The 22831-nt window shown below is 68.6% G+C and carries 20 protein-coding genes; 9 read left to right on the forward strand and 11 right to left on the reverse strand.

The window, feature by feature from the left end; genetic code table 11:
- Positions 1-7 precede the first annotated feature (7 nt).
- Positions 8-1198, reverse strand: a complete 1191-nt coding sequence (locus tag AB0F51_RS09090; RefSeq protein ID WP_360276357.1) for an ATP-binding protein — start codon at positions 1196-1198, stop codon at positions 8-10.
- A gap of 167 nt (positions 1199-1365) precedes the next feature.
- Here AB0F51_RS09090 and AB0F51_RS09095 point away from each other — a divergent pair, with 167 nt between their 5' ends.
- From AB0F51_RS09095 to AB0F51_RS09120, 6 genes are all read left to right on the forward strand, one after another.
- A complete protein-coding gene (locus AB0F51_RS09095) occupies positions 1366-2394 on the forward strand; it encodes a (p)ppGpp synthetase (RefSeq protein WP_360276360.1) in 1029 nt (342 codons plus the stop codon).
- A gap of 110 nt (positions 2395-2504) precedes the next feature.
- On the forward strand, positions 2505-2651 hold the full coding sequence (locus AB0F51_RS09100; RefSeq protein ID WP_360276363.1) for a hypothetical protein: 147 nt from the start codon (positions 2505-2507) through the stop codon (positions 2649-2651).
- A 181-nt stretch (positions 2652-2832) separates the two neighbouring features.
- Positions 2833-3282: a hypothetical protein gene (locus AB0F51_RS09105; RefSeq protein WP_360276365.1), complete on the forward strand. Its 450-nt coding sequence runs from the start codon at positions 2833-2835 to the stop codon at positions 3280-3282.
- An 81-nt stretch (positions 3283-3363) separates the two neighbouring features.
- On the forward strand, positions 3364-5127 hold the full coding sequence (locus AB0F51_RS09110; RefSeq protein ID WP_360276368.1) for an ABC transporter ATP-binding protein: 1764 nt from the start codon (positions 3364-3366) through the stop codon (positions 5125-5127).
- Positions 5124-6902: an ABC transporter ATP-binding protein gene (locus AB0F51_RS09115; RefSeq protein ID WP_360276371.1), complete on the forward strand. Its 1779-nt coding sequence runs from the start codon at positions 5124-5126 to the stop codon at positions 6900-6902. Before AB0F51_RS09110 ends, AB0F51_RS09115 begins: the two co-directional genes overlap by 4 nt.
- Positions 6903-7010: 108 nt before the next feature.
- Positions 7011-8813, forward strand: a complete 1803-nt coding sequence (locus AB0F51_RS09120) for a S9 family peptidase (RefSeq protein ID WP_360276374.1) — start codon at positions 7011-7013, stop codon at positions 8811-8813.
- Between the two features lie 3 nt (positions 8814-8816).
- Here AB0F51_RS09120 and AB0F51_RS09125 read toward each other — a convergent pair whose 3' ends face one another.
- From AB0F51_RS09125 to AB0F51_RS09145, 5 genes are all read right to left on the reverse strand, one after another.
- Positions 8817-9734: an LD-carboxypeptidase gene (locus AB0F51_RS09125; RefSeq protein ID WP_360276377.1), complete on the reverse strand. Its 918-nt coding sequence runs from the start codon at positions 9732-9734 to the stop codon at positions 8817-8819.
- Positions 9731-10378 carry a flavin reductase family protein gene (locus AB0F51_RS09130; protein WP_360276380.1) on the reverse strand — a complete coding sequence of 216 codons (648 nt, stop codon included), beginning with the start codon at positions 10376-10378 and terminating at the stop codon, positions 9731-9733. Before AB0F51_RS09130 ends, AB0F51_RS09125 begins: the two co-directional genes overlap by 4 nt.
- A gap of 52 nt (positions 10379-10430) precedes the next feature.
- Positions 10431-13949: a phosphodiester glycosidase family protein gene (locus AB0F51_RS09135; RefSeq protein WP_360276382.1), complete on the reverse strand. Its 3519-nt coding sequence runs from the start codon at positions 13947-13949 to the stop codon at positions 10431-10433.
- Positions 13950-14122: 173 nt separating this feature from the next.
- The gene (locus AB0F51_RS09140) at positions 14123-14446 is read right to left on the reverse strand and encodes a rhodanese-like domain-containing protein (RefSeq protein WP_360276385.1); all 324 of its coding nucleotides are present in this window, start codon (positions 14444-14446) and stop codon (positions 14123-14125) included.
- A 68-nt stretch (positions 14447-14514) separates the two neighbouring features.
- Positions 14515-15372, reverse strand: a complete 858-nt coding sequence (locus AB0F51_RS09145; protein WP_360276388.1) for a DNA-formamidopyrimidine glycosylase family protein — start codon at positions 15370-15372, stop codon at positions 14515-14517.
- Positions 15373-15479: 107 nt separating this feature from the next.
- On the opposite strand from AB0F51_RS09145, the gene AB0F51_RS09150 reads away from it, so the two are divergent.
- Both AB0F51_RS09150 and AB0F51_RS09155 read left to right on the forward strand, forming a co-directional pair.
- Positions 15480-16016 (forward strand): CbrC family protein, encoded by a 537-nt coding sequence (locus AB0F51_RS09150; RefSeq protein WP_360276390.1) that lies wholly within the window; start codon positions 15480-15482, stop codon positions 16014-16016.
- A 90-nt stretch (positions 16017-16106) separates the two neighbouring features.
- The gene (locus tag AB0F51_RS09155) at positions 16107-16250 is read left to right on the forward strand and encodes a hypothetical protein (protein ID WP_360276393.1); all 144 of its coding nucleotides are present in this window, start codon (positions 16107-16109) and stop codon (positions 16248-16250) included.
- Here the strand turns inward: AB0F51_RS09155 and AB0F51_RS09160 are convergent.
- From AB0F51_RS09160 to AB0F51_RS09175, 4 genes are all read right to left on the reverse strand, one after another.
- A complete protein-coding gene (locus AB0F51_RS09160) occupies positions 16247-17071 on the reverse strand; it encodes a class I SAM-dependent methyltransferase (protein WP_360276395.1) in 825 nt (274 codons plus the stop codon). The two genes, AB0F51_RS09155 and AB0F51_RS09160, sit on opposite strands and share 4 nt — an antisense overlap.
- Positions 17072-17120: 49 nt before the next feature.
- A complete protein-coding gene (locus AB0F51_RS09165; protein ID WP_360276397.1) occupies positions 17121-18062 on the reverse strand; it encodes a DUF6528 family protein in 942 nt (313 codons plus the stop codon).
- 91 nt (positions 18063-18153) lie between these two features.
- Positions 18154-18678 (reverse strand): hypothetical protein, encoded by a 525-nt coding sequence (locus AB0F51_RS09170; RefSeq protein ID WP_360276400.1) that lies wholly within the window; start codon positions 18676-18678, stop codon positions 18154-18156.
- 33 nt (positions 18679-18711) lie between these two features.
- Positions 18712-21102 (reverse strand): NB-ARC domain-containing protein, encoded by a 2391-nt coding sequence (locus AB0F51_RS09175; protein ID WP_360276403.1) that lies wholly within the window; start codon positions 21100-21102, stop codon positions 18712-18714.
- Between the two features lie 124 nt (positions 21103-21226).
- On the opposite strand from AB0F51_RS09175, the gene AB0F51_RS09180 reads away from it, so the two are divergent.
- Complete coding sequence (locus tag AB0F51_RS09180) at positions 21227-22432, forward strand: peptidoglycan DD-metalloendopeptidase family protein (protein ID WP_360276405.1); 1206 nt, start codon at positions 21227-21229, stop codon at positions 22430-22432.
- 65 nt (positions 22433-22497) lie between these two features.
- Here AB0F51_RS09180 and AB0F51_RS09185 read toward each other — a convergent pair whose 3' ends face one another.
- Positions 22498-22767, reverse strand: a complete 270-nt coding sequence (locus AB0F51_RS09185) for a hypothetical protein (protein WP_360276408.1) — start codon at positions 22765-22767, stop codon at positions 22498-22500.
- Positions 22768-22831: the final 64 nt, after the last annotated feature.

The following is a 22831-nucleotide window of genomic DNA, read 5'->3' on the forward strand; positions in this document are numbered from 1 at the left end:
TCACGAGTCAGGTGCGGGTTCGGAGGAACTTGCCGAAGTGGGGGACGGTGAAGGCCACGGTGCCGCGTTCGGCGGAGAAGACGAGGCCCTTTTTGATCAGGCCGTCCCGGGCTGGGGAGAGGGACTGGGGTTTGCGGTTCAGGGTGGTGGCGACTTCGGCGGTGGGGACCGAGCCGTCGTCGGCGTTGATGCCCAGCTCGGCCATCGCGCGCATGTACTCGCGTTCGGCCGGGGTCGCTCGCTCGTACCGCGATCCGAAGAAGCCCACCGTGAGTTCGGCCGAGGCTTCGGGGGCGGCGACGGCGACGTCCTTGATGGTGATCGGGCTGGCCGGGGCGTGGTCCCAGGTGGCGTGGGCGAAGGCCTGGACGAAGTACGGGTAGCCGTCTGTCTGGGCGTAGAGCTCGTCGAGCGCTTCCTCCTCGAAGACGACGCCCTCGGTCTCGGCCGGGACCATCAGGGCACGGTCGCAGGCCTCGCGGGCCAGGCGGTCGACGCGGATGTAGCGGAAGAGGCGCTCGGAGTACGACTTGCTGGCGGACAGTACTGCGGGCAGATGCGGCAGGCCGGCCCCGACGACGACCAGTGGGGCGCTCTGCTGGCTGATCTCGTGGCAGGCGGCGCACAGTGCGGACAGGTCGTCGGCGCTGATGTCCTGCATCTCGTCGATGAACAGTCCGACGCCGACGGACAGGTCGCCGGCCAGGTCGGCCGCGTCGGCGAACAGCTCGATCAGGTCCATCTCGAGGTCGCCGGAGTCGGCCCGGCCTTTCGCGGCGACCACGTCGACCGGGGGATGCCAGCGGATGCCCTTGCGATCGTTCTGCGCGGTCCGCAGCGCAAAAGCCTTCAGTACTGCGCTGAACTCGTCGACGCGGTCGTCGTCGCGATGCCGGTGGCCGAGCTCCCGCATGGCGGTGTGCATCGCCTGGGCGATCGGCAGCCGGATGCTCTGGTCCGGCCGGGCCTCGATCTTGCCGGTACCCCAGGCGCGTTTGATCGCCTGACTCCGCAGGGTGTTGAGCAGCACCGTCTTGCCGACCCCGCGGAGGCCGGACAGCACCAGGCTCCGCTCCGGCCGTCCCGCCGCGACACGTTCGAGCACCACCTCGAACTGCCGCACCTCGGTGTCGCGACCGGCCAGCTCGGGCGGGCGCTGGCCGGCGCCGGGCGCATAGGGATTCCGGATCGGATCCATGCATTTCACTGTATGAGGATGTCTAGCGTTTTCCTTAGATTTCGCTAGCCAACCCGATCGCGTGTCGCCGCTCTGTCACGATCTGCGCTCGTCTAGCAAAAACACTAGAAAGAACTAGACAGTCGTAGCGCAGCCTAGGAAGCCGCCGCGAGCACTATGGTCTGCGCATGGGCGGGGCTGAGTTGCAGGACTGGACCGTGCAGGCGGCTGCGCAGTACGAGCGGACGCATCAGCAGTACGTCGGCGGCGCGCGGAAGCTGGAATCGCTGATCAACGAGCTGATCGGCGAGGAAGAAGGCATCAACTACCTCAGCGCGACCGCGCGGGCCAAGGATCCCGAGTCGTTCCTGGCGAAGGCGACCAAACCGCACCCGGACGACCCCAGCAAGCCCAAGTACGACGATCCGCTGAACCAGATCACCGACCTGGTGGCGGCCCGGATCATCACCTTCCTGGTCGAGGCGGTGGACCGGGTCTGCGAGGTGATCGAGTCGGAGTTCGAGATCGTCGAGCACACCGACATGGGCGCCCACACGCGGGCACAGGGCGCCTTCGGGTACGCGAGCAAGCACTACCTGGTCCGGCTGAACGCACATCGCCGGGAGCTGCCCGAGTACGCCGTACTGAAGAACCTGACGATGGAGATCCAGGTCCGTACGGCGGTCCAGCACGCGTGGGCCGAGTTCGAGCACGACATCCGGTACAAGCTGGACATCCCGCCGGACCGCAAACCCGAGTTCGACCGGCGGTTCCTGCTCGCGGCGGCGCTGATGGAGCTGGCGGACAACGAGTTCGCCGAGATCGACAAGCTGTACCGCGAGCTCGCCGCGGCCGAGCCCGACGCGGAGCCGATGGACCTCACCACGGCGACGCTGACCACCTACCTGACCAGGCGCTACCCCGACGCTCCGCACGCCAAGACGAACCACTACGCGTGGATCCTCGGCATCCTCGCCCAGCTCGGCGTCACCACCGAGGAGCAGTTGACCGAGCTGCTGCAAGGCATCGACAGCCAGGCGGTGCAGGCGGCGATGACCCATCGCTTCCCGGCCGGCACGGTCCGGCGGCTGGACGACGACCTGCTGGCGGCGAAGGGGTCGGAGTACATCGAGCTGTTCCCGACCGAGGAGCGCCGGCAGAAGATCCTGCGCGGACGGCTGAAGGCCCTGGCCAGAGCCGGCCTCGTCGAGGGCTGACCCCGCAACCATTAGACTACCCACCGAAGACAGACAGTTACATTCTGTCTATCCCGGGGCGGGCTTTCACGGATCCGCCGGATCCTGGCCAGATCGGCAACGTCCCCGAGGTGGTCGAAGCTCTGCGGGCGCTGAAGATCTGGGCCGGCAGCCCGTCGTACGAGAGCATCACCGACCGGATCAACCGGGCCTGGTCAACGGCCAGAGGCCGAACTGGCCCGCCGAACCACGGTGGCCCGGCCGGGAGGCCGAACTGAGCAGACTGCGGGAAGCCGTCGACGCTGCCCGGCGCCAAGGTGACTACGACGAAAGCTCTGGTGCTGCTGGACAACGCGGCCGACGAGCAGCAGGTCGAGGCTTTGTTGCCTGAGGCACCTGGTTGCGTCGGGATCGTGACGAGCCGGGCGCAGACTCAGCGGTCTGCGCAGTGCGACCGACGTGGCGGTGGACGTCTTCAGCCCGGCGGAGGCGCACGCGTTTTTGACCCAGGTACTCCGGGAGGTCCCGACCGGCAGCGATGCGCGAGCGGCCGACCGGATCGCCGGCCGGTGTGGATACCTCCCGCTCGCCCTTGGGCTGGTCGCCGGGTACATCCGCGGTACCTCGGGCTGGACCCTGACCGACCACGCCGAGCGTCTCGACGAACGTCATCGCGACCGCCGGCTGGAGAGCGGTGTCGAGCTCGCCTTCAACGTCTCCCACCGGCACCTACCGGCCGACCAGCGCCGGCTGCTGCGGTTGATGTCCCATCACCCCGACGAGGACAGACCGCGGTCAGCCGGAAGCCGAACACCTGCGGGCCGAGCTGACGGACGAGCTCAGCGGATTCCGAGGAGGTCGTTGACCGGGCGCCAACAGGCCCCGATCCACCTGCTGAAAACGGTTTGACGGACTGTCGGCGGCCCCGCCTACGCTGGATGCATTCGCCTGGTCAGGTGTCTCGAAACCCCTCTAGTTCTTTGGGACGTCATGTCGCTGCGCCTCATTCCGTTTGCCGACCCGGGTGTACCAGACACCCGGTCCGGTCTCCGACTCATTCTCTGGCTCGAACACCAGCAGCTCCGTGGTCAGGCCCTCGCGCTGTTCTGGGGACTGCTGTACTTCGGCGGCATCGCCGCCGCGCCCGTCGCGGTCGGGCTGGCCGTCCAGGCCGTGATCGACAAGTCCTGGCCGAAACTGTTCCTGGCCGGCCTGCTGCTGCTCTTGATGGGCGCCATCAAGGCTGCCTCCGACTCCTTCTTCCACCGCGCCGTCGTCACCAACTGGATCAGTACGGCGTCTCGTCTTCAGCAACTCCTGTCCCGCAAGGCCGCTGAGCTCGGCTCGCTGCTGACCCGCCGGATCGCCGCCGGTGAGGTGGTCGCCGTGAGCAGTGGCGACGTGGAGAAGATCGGCTGGTTCGTCGAGGTGCTCGGGCGGTTCGCCGCCGCCCTGCTGACCTGCTTCGCCGTGGTCATCGGTCTGCTGTTCTACGAACCGCGTCTCGGGCTCGTGGTGCTCGTCGCCGTACCGATCCTGGCGTTCTCGATCCTGCCGCTGATGGGTCCGGCCGAGCGCCGGGCCGACGCCCAGCGGGCGAAGGGCGGCCGCGCGACCGAGCTGGCAGCCGACACCGTCGCCGGTCTGCGCGTACTGCGCGGCATCGGTGGCGAGCAGCTCTTCCTGGACCGCTACCGCGTGGCCTCCCAGGAGTACCGCGCCAGCGCGGTGCGCAGCGCGCGGATGTGGTCGCTGATCGCGGCCATCCAGGTGCTGCTGTTCGGGATGTTCCTGGTGCTGATCGTCTGGCTGGGCGTCGGCATGGTCAACGACGGGCTGATCGGGGTCGGCGAGCTCGTCACGACGTACGGGTTCATCACCTTCATGCTGGTGCCGCTGCACACGTTCGAGGAGACGGCGAGCGCCTTCATCTTCTCCAAGGTCTCCGCGCGGCGTGCTGCCCGCGTGCTGTCGCTGCAACGGATGGACGACACGGCGGGACAGTCGGCGGCCCAGGTGCCCGAGGGTGACCTGATCGACCCGAAGTCCGGCTTGGCCGTCCCGGCAGGAAGCTTCACGGCCGTGGTCTGTGGCAACCCGGACGAAGGCGGTCAGCTCGCGGATCGTCTCGGCGGCCACAGCCCCGAGGCCGACCCGGACGACCCGTCTGTCCTGCTGGGCGGCGTCGCACTGGACGACCTGCCGCTGGACTCGGCGCGAACCGCAGTACTCGTGCAGGACAAGGACCCTGTACTCCTCTCGGGCACCGTGCGCGAGCTGTTCGACGTACCGGCGAGTGGAGCCGTCTCTGTTGAGACTGCTCTCGATGCGGCCCAGTGTGGCGACATCCTCGACGTACTGCGGCAGTCGCTGCCCGACGGCGGCACTGACGCCACTGCAGCGGTGTTGACCGAGCGCGGCCGGTCCCTGTCCGGTGGACAGCGGCAGCGCGTCGCACTGGCTCGTTCGCTGTACGTCGACCCGGCGGTGCTCGTGCTGGACGAGCCGACGAGTGCCGTGGACGCGCACACGGAGGCGCGGATCGCGGACAGCCTGCGGTTCCTCCGGTCCGGCCGGACCACCGTGGTGTTCACCTCGAGCCCGCTGATGCTGGACCGGGCCGAGCGCGTGGTGTTCGTGCCCGACGGCCAGGTCGATGCCGTAGGCACCCATCACGAGCTGGTGCACACCAACCCGCGGTACCGCGCGGTGGTCACCCGTGAAGACGAGCCAACTCTCGAGGAGTCGCTGTGAAGCCCCCTGAGTACGACCCGGCAGCCCCGCAGGAGGCGGCTCGCCTGCCGGTGGCCGGCACCGCGACCGTGAGGGCCTATCTGAAGACTCTGTTCCGCAGGCACCGGCGTGCCTTCGGCTGGCTGACCCTGGTCAACGCGGTGGCGGCACTGAGCGGCATGGTCGGGCCCTGGCTGCTCGGCAACGTCGTGGAGAAGCTGTCCCTCGGCAAGACGGATGTCGACCTTCCGTACGTCGTACTGGGCTTCGTCTGCGCTCTTGCGGTGCAGACGGTCTTCGTTCGCCTCACTCGGCTCCGCGGGGCCGTGCTGGGTGAGGAGATGCTCGCGGATCTCCGTGAGGACTTCCTGGTCCGGGCGGTCGCACTGCCGCCTGGTGTGCTGGAGCGCGCCGGGACGGGTGACCTGCTGTCCCGGATCACCACGGACGTCGACCGCCTCTCGCACGCCATGCGAGACGCGGTGCCGCAGCTGACCATCGCAGTGATCTGGGCAGGTCTCCTGATCAGCGCCTTGGTCGTCACGGCACCCGAGCTGGCCGTGGCGATCGTGATCGCCGCGCCGATCCTGATCATCGGAGGCCGCTGGTACTTCCGCCGCGCGCCCTCGTCGTACCGGTCGGAGGCAGCGGGCTACGCGGCCGTCGCCTCGGCGCTGGCCGAGACGGTCGACGCCGGCCGGACCGTCGAGTCGCACCGGCTCGGCGACCGCCGGATCAAGCTCGGTGACACCAGGATCGGCCAGTGGGTCGCGTGGGAGCGCTACACGCTCTACCTGCGGATGATCCTGTTCCCGGTCATCAACATGACCCACACGGTCGCACTGGCCGCAGTACTGGTGATCGGCGGCGGACTGGCCATCGAGGGGCACATCACCGTCGGTGCGCTGACCACCGGCGCGCTCTACATCCAGATGCTGGTCGAGCCGGTCAACATGATGATCCGCTGGTACGACGAACTGCAGGTTGCCCAAGTCTCGCTGGCACGACTGGTCGGTGTGCGGGAGATCGAGGCCGAGGAAGCCGGTCACCAGGACGAGCCGGACGGCCGGACCGTGCTGGCCGACGAGGTGCGCTTCGGCTACCTGGAAGGGCGCGATGTCCTGCACGGCGTCACGCTGACCGTCGAGCCCGGAGCCCGCGTCGCGCTCGTAGGCCCTTCTGGGGCAGGGAAATCGACGCTGGGCCGGTTGCTGGCCGGCATCTACTCACCCCGGGTCGGTGACATCACCTTGGGTGGCGCGGCGCTGGACAAGATGTCGGCCGAGCAGGTGCGAAGCCATGTGGCCTTGGTGAACCAGGAGCACCACGTGTTCGTCGGCAGTGTCCGGGACAACCTGCGGCTGGCCCGGCCGACCGCCTCCGATGCCGAGCTCTGGACCGCCCTGCGGGCAGTGGACGCGCACGCGTGGGTGGCCGGGTTCGAGCACGGCCTGGACACCGAGGTCGGGTCCGGTGGAGTCTCGCTGACCCCGGCACAGGCGCAGCAGGTCGCACTGGCCCGGCTGGTGCTGGCCGACCCGCACACGCTGGTCCTGGACGAGGCGACGTCCCTGATGGACCCGCGAGCGGCCCGGCACCTGGAGAGGTCGCTGGCCGGAGTACTGGAAGGCCGGACTGTGGTCGCAATCGCCCACCGGCTGCACACCGCGCACGACGCGGACGTCATCGCGGTGGTCGAGGACGGCCGCATCGTCGAGCTGGGCGGCCACGACGAACTCGTCGGCGCCGAAGGGCCGTACGCAGCCCTCTGGCACTCCTGGCACGGCGACCGGTAGCTCCGAAGTGTGGGGGCAGGCATCCAGCCTGCCCCCACAGCTACTTTGCATGGAGCTGCAACACGGACGCCGAGGCCTGGGGAACCTTGTGCGTGTGAGGATTGTGAGGTGCTGACGACTCTGCTCTCGCTGCCGACCGTGATGGCCTTCGATGTCGACCCAGAGGGTGACCTGCTCGTCGGGTACGACGGCAGCGGTGTCCGGCAGATCCATGCGGTGGCTGCGGACGGCACCTGGCGAGCACTGACCGCACTGGACGACACAGCTCGCTCTGCACGGTTCATCCCGGACAGTCGCCAGGTAGTCGTCGAGCACGACAGTGGCGGCGACGAGAGAGGCCAGCTCTCCTTGCTGGACCTCGACGACACCAGTGGACCGGACGGGCTTCCCGCCCTGTCGCCACTCGTCCATGACCTGGACTACTTCCACCACCTCGTGGATGCCAAGCCCGGCAAGGTCTTCTTCACCACCAACCGCCGCAACCAGGTGGACTTCGACCTGGTCAGGCTCGACCTGGCCACTGGCGCCGAGACAGTCCTGTACGACGGCGGCGGCTACCTGAACTCGGCCCACGTCTCGCCCGACGAGCGCTGGGTGGTCATCACCCTGGCCGGCGGCCCGGGCAACTCGGTGCAGCTCCTCCTGGTCGACACGGCTGTCCAGGCCATCACCGAGCTCACGGCGTACGACGAACTGACCTACCAGGAAGGGCCCTCGTGGCTGCCTGACTCGTCCGGGTTCGTCGTTGCCAGCGACCAAGGACGCGACCGGCTCGCCCTGCGCCGCTACGACCTCGGTACTGCGACCTGGACCGATCTCATGGTCGACGAGAAGCACGACCTGGCCGGTTGGGTCTGCCCTGACGGCGAACACCTGCTGGTCGGCACCACTGACGACGGCGTCGTCACCATGGCGCTGCACAAGCTCGCGGACGCTGCCTTCGTCGCACAACTCGAGCTGCCGAGCGGTGGTTGCGCGGCCCGACTGATGGTGGCCCCGGATCCCCTGTGGTCGTCCGATGGCAGCTACGCGCTGCTCAACCACAGTTCGCCGGTCGATCCGCTGTCAGTGTTCAGGTACACGCGGGAGACCGGTGAGGTCGTCGCTGTCGAGAGCCCGGCGGGGCCTGCGCTGCCGGAAGGGCTCACGCATCCGGAGAGCCACCGGGTCACCTCCTTCGACGGCGAGCAGGTCCCTGTGTTCGTGTACCGCCCGACCGGTGGTGGGGACGGCTCGGCCGTGGTCTGGGTCCACGGTGGGCCGGAAGCGATGGCGATGCGCGTCTGGAACCCGGTGGTCACCGCACTCGCGGCTGAGGGCCACACGGTGATCGTGCCCAACGTGCGCGGCTCAGCGGCGTACGGGAAGCGGTGGTACTCGCTGGACGACAAGCACCTGCGGCTCGACTCGGTGAAGGACCTGGCGGCGATCCACGACTGGCTGCCGTCGATCGGCGTCGACCCGGAACGTACTGCGCTGTTCGGCGGCTCGTACGGCGGTTACATGGTGCTCGCCGGACTCGCGTTCCAGCCCGAGCGGTGGGCGGCCGGCGTGGACGTCGTCGGGATCGCCTCGCTCGTGACGTTCCTGGAGAACACTTCGGCGTACCGGCGGGTGGCGCGGGAGCGCGAGTACGGCGTACTGGCCGAGGACCGTGAGTTCCTGGAGGAAGCGAGTCCGCTCAACCGGGTGGACGACATCCGGGCGCCGCTGTTCGTGATCCACGGCGCCAACGATCCGCGGGTGCCGTTGTCAGAGGCAGAGCAGATCGTCGACGCACTGGCCAAGCGAGACGTCCCGTGTGAGCTGCTGGTGTACGCCGACGAGGGTCACGGGCTGGCGAAGCGCGTCAACCGGCTCGACGCCTACCCGAAGGCCTTCGCCTTCCTGGCCGAGCACCTGAGCACCTGAGCGCTAGCTGAGCGGTGTCAGGAGAGGCGTCAAGGTGCCGGCCGAGGCGTCGAGGCGAACCGGAAGGCCGAGCGGTACGGCGAGGTTGAGGTCCTCGTGGCCGATCGCGGCTCCCTCGACCATCGGCACCCCGAGCGGCTCCAGGCGTTCGCGGATCACATCGGCCACCAACTCGCGTTCGCTGTCGATACTGAAGTCACCAACCACCAGGCCAGTCACCTCGTCGAACCAGCCGGACCTGAGCAGCTGGGTGAGCAGCCGGTCGACGCGGTAGCCCTCCTCGCCGACGTCCTCCAGCAGCACGATGCCGGCCGGCTTGGCAAAGGTCGGCGTACCGATGCTCGCCGCCAGCAGGGCGACGTTGCCCCCGAGCAGGCGGCCTTCCGTCGTACCGGCGACCACGGTCCGGGCGCCGGTCGGAGCGAGCAGGTCCTGCACCGACTCAGGCTGGAACAGCAGGTCGCGCAGCCGATCGTGGGTCTCCTGAACGCGGAGTTGCCCGATTCCGGCCGCCATCGGGCTGTGCAGCGTGACCAGGCCCTGGGCGTTGAAGACCTCGTGCAACGCGGTGATGTCGCTGAAGCCGACCAGGATCTTGTCGACGGCAACGAGCTCCGCCAGCTCGAGATGCTGCAGCATCCGCTGGACGCCGTACCCGCCGCGGCCGGCGAAGACGGCCTTGACCGACGGGTCCAGCCAGGCGGCCCGGAAGTCGGCAGCGCGAGCCCGGTCGTCCCCGGCGAGGTAGGGCAGCCGCTCGTCGCGAGCCAGCGCGGACGGCATCACCTCGACGTCGATGTCCCAGTCCCTCAGGTACTTCGTCCCCAGCTCGAGCCGCTCCGGGTCGAGCGGCCCCGCCGGCGCGACCACTGCGACCCGATCCCCTGCACGCAGCCGCTCCGGCCGCCTCACCTCAGTCATTCCCCAGACGATAGTGCCCCGGCCTGCATCGGCGGCATCTGCCAGCCACGGGCCAGCGACGACTCGTACGCCGGCACGCCGCCCGCGAAGTACTCGGTGAACTTCATGATCAGTGGGTCCCAGCGCAACGGGTCGATGTAGCGGTCGTCGTTCATCAGCAGATCGTCGCGGACGTGCACGCGCTGCACCGTCATCTCCAGGGCGCGCAGGTTCGAGTCCGAACCGCCGATCCGATGGATCGCCTCGATCCTGCCCTCGAGGTTGATCGGGCTCTCCTCGATGGCGTCCACATCGACCAGAGTGCCGGGCGACCTGGTCAGCCCGGCTGCCGCGAACTTGTCTGGCTCGTAGCGGTAGCCGCGCGCCCGCTTGGCATCGGACATCTGCCGCGATCCGGTCAGCAACGCGATCCGGTCGAGCGCGGCGACCATGGCCGGCTCGACCAGGTTGAGAATGCACTCGGGCCGCTCCATCAGGTTCTGCACGGTCTGCGACCCGACCGACATCCCGAGCATCGCCGAGCGATCGAGCCACCAGGCCGACGACATCGGCCCGAGATTGGTGCTCCCGTCCGCGTTGCGGGAACTGATCAGGACAACCGGCGTACCGAAGTACAGAACCTTGGGTTCAACAATCCGCTTCATGCCCGTTGAACGTCAGCCGCCCCCGTTGTGTGAGGGCGGCTGACGACTACGTCTACCAGGTGATCTGCACCGGGGTGGTCTTGGTGGTGTTGTTGACGGTGATGCCTAGTTGGACTGTGCCGGGGCGCAGTGCGGTGATGAGGCCGGTGGTTGGGTCGAAGGCGGCTACGGCCCAGAAGGGCGCAGTACGGGTCGGTCCGATGTGTAGGAGGGACGAGCCGAACCAGTCAGCTGAGACCGGGAACGAGACCGGCACTCGGCGGTTGTCCTGTACTACGGTCGCCGCAGCCGGGGCACTCGTGCCCTGCTTGAGCTCAGTCGGTGCTGTCAGCTCCAGGGCGTCTACGTGTGGCCGCAGCTCGACCTGGAACCAGGAGCGCTCAGGGGCCGACCAATGGCGCTCAGCGGCGGCAGCCTCTTGCGTGTCGGGGTCGATGCCGACCAGAGCCCAGCCGGTGAAGCCACCGGCGTCCGGAGCGGCCGCAGGGCCCTTGCCCGAGTTGCCGGTCAGTGGCAGCAGTACGCCGTCGGTCCGGGTCGCTGCGAACGTACCGGCGTGAGCAGCCATGTACGCCGCACCCTTGCCCGTCGACGCCCGGAAGTCCGCGAGCCAGCGGACCAGCAGCTCCGCTTCCTTGCGATCACCGAGTTGCGAGTTCTGCGTCGGTGACGGGTCGTCGATCGGGTGGTGCGCCATCACCACCACGTTGCGGATCGACCGGTTCGCCCGGGCGTCGTCGAGCTGCTGCTTGAGGTCGAGGATCTGCGCGAACCCGCCGGCCCGCAACGATCCCAGCGAGGAGTCGCGCAGGATGAACCGCGTGCCCTTGTGGTCGAACGTGCTGGTCGGAGCGCCGAACACCTTCGTCCACTCGGACAGGTCGCCCGGTCCGTAGCTCTCGTGGTTGCCCGGCACGTAGTGCACCGGCACCTTGCCGGCGACCTCCTCGTCGAGGATCTGCTTGGCCAGCGCGATGTCCTTCGCGAACGCGCGATCGACGAAGTCACCGTTGATCACCAGGAACTCGGGGTTCTGCGCGAGCGCCTCACGGATGGTCCGGCGGGCCTGCCGGACGATGTCCGACTCGGGAGCGTCGGCGGTGAACTGCGCGTCCGACATCACCGCGAACTTCCACCGCTTGCCGCCTGTCGCGGTGCCGTCGGTGACCACCATCGGGTCGATCACCTTGGCCGGCGGCGCCATCGTCAGCGGCGGAGCGCTGCGCACGGTCAGGTCGTCGATCACGATCCGGCCGGAGTACTGCCGGGTCGGTACCGTCTCGACCACGTAGATCCGCCAGAACCGCAGCGGCATCGTCAGCCCGGGCGGGATGTTCGCCTCGACGTACTTCCAGCCGGTCCAGTCGACAGCCGCCGCGAGGTTGAGCGTCTGCGCCGCGCCGCCGGCCCCGTCGTACGCGTTCGCCCGCAACCAGGCGCCCTTGCCATCGCCGTACACCCAGGCGCCGAGCTTCTGCGGCTGCCCGGGCAGCGTCTGCTGCGGAGTCTGCGCCAGGTACGCCGCCCGCGTGGCGGTGCTGCCGGTCAGCGAGTAGTCCAGCGCGATCGCCTGACCGCCATCGTGGCCCTCGGCAACCGACCTGGACGCCGTCGCGGCCCCGGCCGGTACTGCGTTCGCCTGCCAGCGGGCGATGTCGTCGAGCTCATCCACGACCTGGCTGGTCAATCCGGCGGTGACACTGAGCTGCGTGGTCAGCGATCCGACCTTTGCCGTCACGACGGTCGACACGGCATCGGTGCCCACTGCCTTCACGTCGAACCCATTGCCGCGAGCAACTATTGCGACGAGGTTGCTGTCGTAGCTGAGTTTGACGTCCTGCGGTTCGATCCAGGTGGAGAAGCCGTCGCTGTCGAAGCCGTTGACGGTGAAGAAGCCGCTGGAGGTTGCGTCCGGCAACGACACCTGACGGGTCGAGGGTGCCAGGCGGATCGGCGTACCGAGGACTGTCATCGGGAAGCGGCCTCGGGCCACGCCCTTCAGAGCCGTGACGGTCACATCGCCTGCCCGACGCCCCGTGACGACGCCCTTGCTGCTCACCGTCGCATTGCTGCCCGCGAACCAGTACGGCGTACCGGCGGCCGGCGCGTAGGTCTCGTCGTGGCCGCGAGCGCTCAGGACACGGGTGAGGCCGGCGAGGACTCGGGCGCTCTTGGAGAGATCGGCGTCGGCGTCTTCGGCCGCAGTACCGGCAGCTTCGATCTGGAAGCCGGTGAGCTTGCCTGATCCCTTCACAGGAAGGAGTCCCAGGCCGTTCGGGACGAGTCGCTCGCCGCCGTCGGAGGGGTGGTTGACGATGCCGGGCGCGGCTTCGCCCGGCGACCGCGCGAGCATCGTGGAGGAGCCGCCACCGTCGAGGTTCAGGACATCGTCGGCGCCGAGGCTGACCATCAGCTGCCCCATCTCCTTCAGGGTCAGCCCGCGCGAGCCGGTCGCCCGGCCGTCGACTGTCAGCAGCACCATCCGCCGGCCGTTCTCGGTGAACCCGACCGCGGTCCGCGGCGCAAGGTCAGCATCCGGTACGTCCGCCGGCACCTGCCCGTCGCGAGCCAGTTGCACGTTCCCGCTGATCGCGACGGCGGCGTCCAGGGCGTCGGCGCTCGGACCGTACTGCACCTCGACCTTTTCGCCGGTCTCGAAGGCGGTCAGCGCGGTGGCACCCGAGTCGCGACCGATCAAGGCCAGCTCGCCCGCGGCCAGGGGCGTAGTACCGGGGGTGGTGCTCGAGGAGACGACCACGCCGTCGCGGAGGATGACCTCACGGACCGCCGGTACTCCGTCGACGGTCCTGGTCCGGGCTGCCTCGCCCCACTCGGGGGTGTAGAGGCCGATGCCGTTCGCGCTGACGCCGGGTGAGTTGAGGTTCGTCAGGTTGAGCTTGGTGGCGTTGTCGTCGGTCGCGGTTCCTTGGAGAAACACCTGGGCGATCCGGCCGAGGCCGTCCTTGCTGATCACGGCGGTGTCGTTGTGGCCGGCCGAGGGGGCGTTGACCAGACGACCGCCGTTGTCACTGCGCTCGATGCCGACGCCGAGAGGTGCGGTGGTGTCGTTGATGTCGAAGAAGTCGCCGTTGACCCCGGCGATCGCGCCCTTGCGGGCGAGCTGCTGGCTGAGCGGCTGGCCGCCGGAGACCTTCCCGGTGTTCACGTAGTCGACGGTGACGCCCTTGCGGTCGAGGTCGGCGACGAGGATGTCGCCGCGGAGCCAGCCGCGGGCGTCGAGCCGCTCGAAGGCGGTGTAGTTCACGCCGGGAGCGACCGGGCTGTCCTGCCGGCTGGTCACCAGCCCTTCGCCGGGCGGCGCGATCGCCACGTCGGCGATGTCGGACCCGCTCGACGGCTGCCGCAGCGCCTCGACCGGCGTCTGCTGAAAGTCGAGACCGGGCCCCGGGGCGGCGGCTGCCGGGCTGAGCGCGGAGCCGGCGAGCAGGCCGCCCAGCAGGACGGCAGCCGTCGTACGGCGGCGGAGCTTTGCGCCACCGATCGGCATCGGACGGACCTCGTGCCGCCCGGTCGGCGAGCTGGGTGGGCGGAATTGGGCATGCCTGGACACAGGGGCCTCCTCGGCGTGGACGGACGCGGCCATCCGACGCCGCAGGCCCTACCCCGAGATGAGCCCCGAGTGGACGCCGGTCAACCAACCGGTGACAAAGTAACCTTTCCAGCCCTCAACCGGAAGGTTTCTGTCCCTGACGGCCGCCGCCAATCGCCGGGAGACGATCCGGGTCAGTCGAGGGAGACGGGCCGGCCGGCCGATTCCCAGGCGTGCATGCCGCCGTCGAGGTTGATCGCGTCGCGGCCCTCGGAGGCCAGGAACTGGGTCGCCATCGAGGACCGGCCGCCGACCGCGCAGACGCAGAGCACCTTCTGGCCGAGCGGCACCTCACCGACCCGCTCCTGCAACTGGCCGAGCGGGATGTGGACCGCGTTGTCGATGTGCCCGCGGTTCCACTCGTCGGGTTCGCGCACGTCGAGCACGAACGCCTCGGCGAGCAACGCGTCATCGACGTCGGCAACCACCACTGCGGGAATCTCCGGGGTCTGGTACATGCCCCCGATCATTCCAGTCCCATCAATCAGTCAGGAACCCACGGTCCCGTTCAACCCGGCCGGGCGGGCTACTTCAGCAGCTTGGAGAGCCGGCGGTCGGCCAGGGGCTTGCCGCCGGTCTGGCAGGTGGCGCAGTACTGGAGGGAGGAGTCGGCGAAGCTGACCTCACGGACGATGTCGCCGCAGACCGGGCACTTCTGCCCCTTGCGGCCGTGCACGCGCATGCCGCTCTTCTTCTCCGACTTCAGGTCCTGGACCGCGAGTCCGGTCGAGCGGCCGACCGCGTCGCGCAGGGTCTCCTGCATCGCGTCGTAGAGCTGCTGGAGCTCGTCGGCGGACAGGTTCGACGCCGGTTTGAACGGGCTCATCTTCGCCACGTGCAGGATCTCGTCGGAGTACGCGTTGCCGATCCCGGCGATCACCGACTGGTTTCGCAGTACGCCCTTCAGCTGGACCCGGCCGGCCGCTTTCAGGATGTCGCCGAACTGCTCGGCGGTGAGCGTGAACGGGTCGGGGCCGAGTTTCGCGATCCCGGGCACGTCGGCCGGGTCGCGGACGACGTACACGGCGAGTTTCTTCTGGGTGCCGGCCTCGGTCAGGTCGAAGCCCGAGCCGTCGTCGAGCACCACCCGGCAGGCGATCGGCCCCTTGCCGGGCCGGACCAGACCGGTGGACTGCTCCTCCCGCCAGCGCAGCCAGCCCGCGCGGGCCAGGTGGATGACCAGGTGGATGCCCTGTGCGGAGATGTCGATGAACTTGCCGTGCCGCTGCACGTCGTCGATCAGCAGACCGACCAGCGACGAGATCGGCGGGTCGTAGGTCTTCAGCGCACTGATCGCGGTGATGTCGGCGCGAACGAACGCCCGCTCGACGGCACGCTCCCGCAGGAACCCCGTCAGCGACTCAACCTCCGGCAACTCGGGCACCCGTCAAGTGTGCCCTACCCCACCGACACACGACAGAAATTTGCAGAGCAGCCGGGCGAGGGCTGTGGTGACTTGCGTGGGGGCGGGGGGTCGGTCAGGGTCTGGGGGTGACCGACGTACCGACGTTTCGCTACCACCCGGATCCGGTGGCCACCGGTGAGGTGATCACCAGCGACGACCCGTGCCGGTGCTGCGGCCGGCGGCAGGGGTTCATCTACACCGGGCCGGTCTACAGCGCGGAGGAGGTGGTCGAGGAACTCTGCCTGTGGTGCATCGCGGACGGCTCCGCGGCGACCCTCTTCGAGGCTGAGTTCACCGACGTCGTCAACGTCCCCGACGACGTCCCGCAGCCGATTCTCACCGAGGTGCTCACCCGGACGCCCGGCTTCAGCAGCTGGCAGCAGGAGCGGTGGATGTTCCACTGCGCCGACGCCGCGGCGTACCTGGGCAAGGTCGGCTACGAGGATCTGCTGACGGTACCGGAGGCGCTGGAGATGCTCCGGGAGGAGAACGCGCCTTTCCCGTGGTCCGACGAGCAGCGCGAGGCCTACCTCCGGACCCTGACGCCGACCGGCGAAGCGACCGCCTACCTGTTCAGGTGCCTGCACTGTGGCACCCACCTGACCTACGCCGACCACGCCTGAGAGATCAGTACGGGGTCAGTACGGGGCATCACCCATGGGGAATGGTTGCGGGTACCGCTACCTTCGAAGCAAGCAGAGAAGGAGGCCCCCATGGGTTTCGTGAAGTCACTGGTCAAGGGCGCCGTCGTCGCCAAGCTCCTGCAGGTCGCGCAGCGCGAGCTCAGCAAGCCGGAGAACCAGCGCAAGGCCAAGGAGATGTTCAACAAGGTGCAGCAGCGCCGGAAGACGCACTAACGACGGCGCGCTTGCAGGGTGTAGGTGGCGGGGAGACGCTCCGGGTGATCCGTGAGGCGCCACTCGCCCTGCTCGTCGCGTGTCATCTGACCCGGTAGCGGCTCCCAGGGGGCGCTGTCGTGCTCTTCCAGGTCGGTGACGTCGAGGCCGGCCCTCGTCAACGCGGTGAAGATCTCCCCGAGACCGTGGTTCCACTCGTGCGTGACGTTGTGGCTGAACTCGACGTCGGTCTCGACGTAGGTGCCACCCTCGTCCCAGATCTGCGGCTCCTCGGTTTCGAAGTACGGGGCCGCGAGGACGATCTCGCCGCTGGTCTCGGACACGTCCAGTGACCACAGCATCGGGTGTCCCTCCCGGATGAACAGCCGGCCGCCGGGCTTGAGCAGACCCGCTACGACAGCGGCCCAGCGTTCGATGCTCGGCAGCCACCCGATCGCGCCGATCCCGGTGAACACCAGGTCGTACTGCGCTGCGCCGAGCACCTCGACCGCGTCGTACACGTCAGCCTGGTGGAAGTCGATCTCGTGCCCGAGCGAGTCGGCGAAGGACTGCGCCTGGGCTACCGCGGGACCGGAGAAGTCCAGCCCGCTCATCCGGGCGCCGAGGCGGGCGAGTGAGACCGTGTCGGTGCCGATGTGGCACTGCAGATGCACGCCCCGGAGTCCGGAGATGTCGCCCAGCCGCGGCAGATCGAACCCCACGACCTCACTCAGGTACTGCGGGTCCGCGGCGAACCGGTCGACCTTGTAGTCCGGCGACGCGGCGTGCGCCGGCACTCGTTCGTCCCAGCTGGCCCGGTTGACTGTGCGGTAGTCGTCCATGGGGCCGACTGTGACACACCAACCCGCAGTACCGCCTGTGGTTTAAGGCTTACTGGAAGGCCGTGGTCCAGATCCTGGCCTTGTAGAACTGGGCGCCCGACCGGGTCCGGTCCGGCGAGGCGGAGAAGCGGACCGTCTTGTTGGCCCACTCGCGCGGCTGGGTGCCGTCGCCCTTGATCGAGACGACCTCACCCGAAGAGTGCTTCACGTACGACTTCACGCTGCGCTCGGTCGAGATCTGCCGGGTCCGGAAGGTGCCGCCGTCGGTGAGCAGCTCGTACACGCCCTTGGTTGCGGTGAGCAACATCTTCTGTCGGTTCGTGTAGTCCGGCTGCAGGTCGTGCCCGAGGTTGCCGCTGCCGAGGCTGAAGTGCCTGCCGTACTTGAGTCGCGTGGCCCGCCTGCTGCCGGTCACCGCGTAGTGGCTGAAACGGTTCTTCCCGACCACCCACAGCAGCTCGTAGGTCGGGTCCCACAGCACGCCGTGCGCGCCGGCGTAGTCGATGGTCTGCACCTTCGCGAGGCTGCCCAGGTTGGCGACGCTGCTCGGCGCGTAGACGGTGAGCTTGCCGTCGGAGCTGGCCACGATCACCGACCCGTTGCCCGGAACCCGCTCGATCGCGTGCGGGTTGCCGCCAGGAGTCGCCGACCAGGACAGGTCGTTCAGTTCGGTGTGCTTCTCGCTGCCGATGTTGACGATGCCCGTCTTGCCGCCGGATGCGGCGACCAGCGCGATCCAGCCCTGGGCCTCGGTGGCGCGGAACTTCACGTCCGACAGATTGGCCCACGCGCCACCACCGGGGCTGAAGCTCCAGTGCCGGTTGGCGTCGGTGAACGCCTTGTTCTTGTCGAAGACGAGGATCTTGTTCTGCGTCTGCTCGGTGGTGCCGACGTAATAGCTGGCCGTGGCCGCCGCCTGCGCCTCCTGCTGGCCGAGCATCGCGGCCGCCGGAGCTGCCGCCAGTCCGAGAAGTAGGGTCCTGCGCTGCATCAACGTGATCCTCCGTCGGTCGAATGGATCACTCACCCTGCCAAACCGACGGGGTCATCTTTCGAACACAGTCGAATTGCTTGACAGATTCCTACGCGCGGGTCTGCGCGGCGAGCTGAGTCAGTGTGAGGACCTGTTTGCGCATCATCAGGAGGTCACCCCAGGCGAGGAGGGTTCGGCGTACGGGGTTGCCTCGGGCCGGGAGTGCGAGTTTCACGAGCAAGCGGGAGCCCGTGGTCGTCGGTACTGCGGCGTACGTGACGGCGAGCTCGCCGAAGAGGCGGAGGGAAGCGCGGTCGACGAGTCGTAGCGTCAACTGGTGGCCGGGGGTGAAGTCGGCGACCTCGAAGATCGTCATGAATCTCTGGCCCAGCTCGAGGTGGTCGACACCGGGGGTCAGGGTTCGCGGGCTGGTCTTGCCAAAGTTGTCGAGCAGGTCGTAGCTGTACGGCGCGACCCGCAGCTGGCAGATCCAGCGGAACAGTTCTTCCGCGTCAGCGGCCGAGTCGCCGGCTCGCCAGCACCCGGTCACCGGGCCGTCGACGAACCGATCGCACGGGTACTCCGCCGCCATCTCCTCGGCCGTGGCCTGCCAAACCCATGGAAGCTTCGTCACAAACCAGACCATACCGTATGGTATGGCGCCTCGTTAGCCTCTGGATTGGGCATCCGCCAGCGCCGCGGATGCCTCGGCCACGCGTTGCCACTCCCCAACTTGATCCAGCCCCACTACTGCGACCCGGTACGCCGCCGTGGCCTCCCGGAGCCGCCCCAGCCCGGCCAGCGAGCGCCCGAGTTCGTAGTGGACAACCGCGCTACCCCACTGGTCGTCGTGGGCCTCGAAGACCGCCAGTGCTCGCCTACCGCGTTGCAGCGCCTCGTCATAGCTGCCCTGGTCGTTTCGAAGTGCACTGAACCTGTACTCCGCCATGGCGACCCCACGCTCGTCGCCCAACTCGGAGCGCATCTTCAGAGCGAGTCGCAGGCAGGCAGCTGCCTCAGCGTGCTTCCCCAGCATTCGCAGTGCGTGCGACCGCCTGCCGATCGCGGCCGCCTGACCCCACTGGTCACCCAGCACCCTGCATCGCTCCGCGTGATCGGCATGGCGAGCCTCAGCCTCGGAGTACCGGCCGAGACCTTCGTAGGCCAGGCCGAGGCGGCCGACGAGTTCCGCCTCCTCGGCAGCGAGTCCTGCTGCCCGGGCGTCAGCCAACCCGAGTTCACACGAGGCCAGTGCGGCGCGGTACCGGTGCTGGCCGAGTTGACCGAGCCCGAGCATGCTGTAGGCGAAAGCCCGTTCTGCCACATCACCTGTTCGGTCGGCGACGACTCGAGCGTGATCGGCGACCTCCACCATGTCGGACCACCGGCAACGCAGGTCGTAGTACCAGGGGATCCGTTGCGTGAGGTCGCTGAGCAACGGGTCGAGTTCCCCGTCGACGCGCTCGGCTGTACGGCGTACTGCTCCCAGCAGCGCACCTGCCTCGGCATCCAGCCAGGCCACTGCGGCCGCACGACCGCCCGGGTACTCCGACGGCTCCGGCGCGAGTGCTGCCGAAGCAAGCCGCGCCTGGTCGAAAAGCCAACCGAACAAGGCCTTCTCGGCTTCGTCACAGCGCCCTTCCTCCTGGATGAGCTCGGTCGCGTACAGGCGAAGGAGGTCATGCAAGCGATAGCGTCCCGACGTCGCAGCGAGGCCGACCAGGCTTGCACCAGCCAAGACCTCCAGCGCAGCCTCCGCCGGTTCACCCAGCAACGCAGTAGCAGCCTGTACTTCGAAGTCGGCGCCAGGAGCAAGCACGAGTCGCCGGAACAACCGCCCGGCCGTCGGCGGGATTTCCCGGTAGGACAAGGCGAAAGCACTCCGCACTGCCAGGTCGCCCGCAGTAAGCCGGCCTAGCCGGCCGCGCTCGTCTCTGAGCAGCTCTGCAAGATGTGCGATCGACCAGTCCGGCCAACAGGCCAAGCGATTACCAGCGATTCGCACTGCCAGCGGCAGTCTCCCGCAGGCAGCCACGACCTCCGCAACGGCATCAGGCTCGGCCGCAGCGCGCTCGACGCCGACGATGTCCGAGAGCAACGCTCGCGCGTCCTCCTCTGCCAACTCAGCAAGGTCGACGCGTCGCGCCCCTGCCAAGCCCGTCAGCCGCTTGCGACTGGTCACCACGACCAGCACAGGACCAGGCCCTGGCAGGAGTGCGCGGACCTGTTCCTCATCACGAGCGTTGTCCAGCACCAGTACGCAGCGGCGACCGGCCAGCCGCGACCTGAACATGGCAGCCGCCTCACCCACCTCTGCCGGCAACTGCCCATCCGGTACGCCGAGTGCGCGCAGCAGCCGATGCAGTACCGCCTCAGGACCGGCCGAGCCGAGTTCCACGAAGAACTGCGCGTCGCGGAGTCCCAGCGCGAAGGCCTGCGACGCCGCGTGGACAGCAAGCGTGGTTTTGCCGGCCCCTGGCTGGCCTGCGACTACCACCGTGATCGGACCGCCCCCGGCCAGGCAGTCGGCCGCAGCAGCGAGCACACTCGCCAACTCCGCGCTCCTGCCTTGGAAGTCAGGCGGCGCCGCCGGCAACTCAGCAATCGCGAGAGCCGACCCCCAGCCCTCGCCCCCACCACCCCTGGCCGCCCCCACTGACGCAGCCGCCCCCACTGACCCGGTGGGCCCCACTGACCCGGCCGCCACCCCTGCCTCGGCCGCGCCGGCTGCCCCCGCTGACCCGGCGGCCCCCGCTGACCCGGCGGGCCCCGCTGACCCGGCGGGCCCCGCTGACCCGGCCGCCCCGGCCGCCCGGGTGGCGCGTTCGGCGAGGGCTGCGGCGCGGAGTGCTCGCAGCTCCCCGTCGGTGATCCGCAACTGCTTCTCGTACCGCTCGATCAGGTCCTCGGGCGCGAGCCGCCGGCCCTTCTCGTAGTCGGACAGGCCGCCGTGCCCCTGCATGCCGAGCCGACCGGCAAGCTGCCGCAGCGACAGGCCGCGGGCCAGCCGGTGACGCAACATGGCAGCGCCGAGCGCGGCCAGGGCAGGGCTGTCCATTGCCTCACCTCGCCCCCGCTGGACAGTCTCTGGACGGCAACCAGCCCACAACATAACGGACGCTCAGTAGTTGATCGATAGCTTCGAGCCACCAATCCTGTTCCGTCCCACCAGGAGGATCGTTATGACGTTCAACTCGCGCCGGCACTGGGTTACGGCGCTCGGCTCCGGCTTGCTGGCCGGAGCCCTGGCAATCCCCGCAGTACAGGCCGCGGCAGCACCAGAGGCCGGGCCGCAGCAGGCCGGACTGCAGCAGGCCGATCTGCAGCAGGCGGTGACGGCGAAGGTCAACGCCACCAAGTCCAGCAAGGCGAGGACCGCCGGCATCCAGGTCAACGTGACCCGTGGCGCCGGCACCGGCTCGGTCTTCGGTACTACGGTCGCGCTGGCTCCGAAGGGGCAGGACACTCACCCCGAGGGCTGGCTGTTCGCCGCCCGGCTGGTCGACGGCAAGTGGCAGGTCGGTCTCGAAGGCGAGCGGACCTTCAGCGACCTGGCTGCTGACTCGCCGGTGGTATCGGCGAAGGAGAAGCAGCTCTTCGGGCAGTCGTTCGCTCCACAGGCCGCCGGTGGCGACTTCCGGACCGGTATGCGGCTGCCATTCGCGACCGGTGTCTCCTGGACCATGCCAGGCGGCCCGCACGGCTGGGGCGGCACCGATACGCCGTACAGCGCGGTGGATCTGGCCGGCGGTAACGGCCAGGTGCTCGCGGCGCGCGGCGGTACGGCGTACACGATGTGTGGCAACGGGAAGGGCTGGATCCGGGTGATCCACGATCGGGGCTACTCCACGGACTACTACCACCTGTTCGGCAACATCGCGGCGAACGGGCTGGCGGTCAGTGAGGGCACCTTCCTCGGCAACATCGGCACGGACGTGTCCTGTGGCGGTGCGGCCGACGGCGCACACGTGCACTTCGCGCTCCGCCAGAACAGCGCGTACGTCGGCATTGCCGGGCACAACCTCGGCGGCTGGGTGTTCCAGAACGCGGCGTCCGCGTACAACGGCACCGCACTGCACGGGAGCACCCTGCGCGGCCCGGGTCAGGCGCTCTACAACTACGGGGCGCTGGGCTTCACCCAGGGCATCATCGACTCGTTCGGCGGCACCTCGGTCAACAAGCGGACCGGGCCGGGCACCAACTACGCGTTGGCGGGCAGTGTGGCCGACGGGACGACGGTGAACATCTCCTGCTCGAAGAACGGCACCTCTCACACGGGTCGCTGGGGAACCAGCAGTCTGTGGAACCGGCTGAGCGACGGTACCTGGGTGAGTGACGCGTTCATGTGGACCGGCTCGGCGGCTCCGGTCAACGGCACCTGCCCGTAGTACCGGCTGGACAGGTAAGTGGCGGGAGGGCTACAGAGGCCTCCCGCCACTACTTTCGTGCTGCATCAGGCCGCGTGCCGGCCGTGGGGGGCGAAGATCCGGGCGGTGCGGATGCTCACGACGGTGGCAGGGGTCGAGGCAGGCTTGTGGGAGAACGGCTCTGCGGCGCCACCGAGGGCGAGCAGGTCGAGCTTGGTCCTGGCGAGATCGCGGTCGTCGGCCACCTGGCGGCCATTGGGCCCGTGGCCGAACCCGGCGACATTGCGCCTGTTGCTGGCTTCGAGAGCCGCGATCACTACCAGCGCGAGTACTGCGAGAACTACGATTCCGGTCATGGCAGTAATCTTGCTACCAACCAGATCCCGCCACAATTGGCACTACTGACCATCATGCACAAAT

The sequence above is a fragment of the Kribbella sp. NPDC023855 genome (assembly GCF_040639475.1).
Classification (GTDB): domain Bacteria; phylum Actinomycetota; class Actinomycetes; order Propionibacteriales; family Kribbellaceae; genus Kribbella.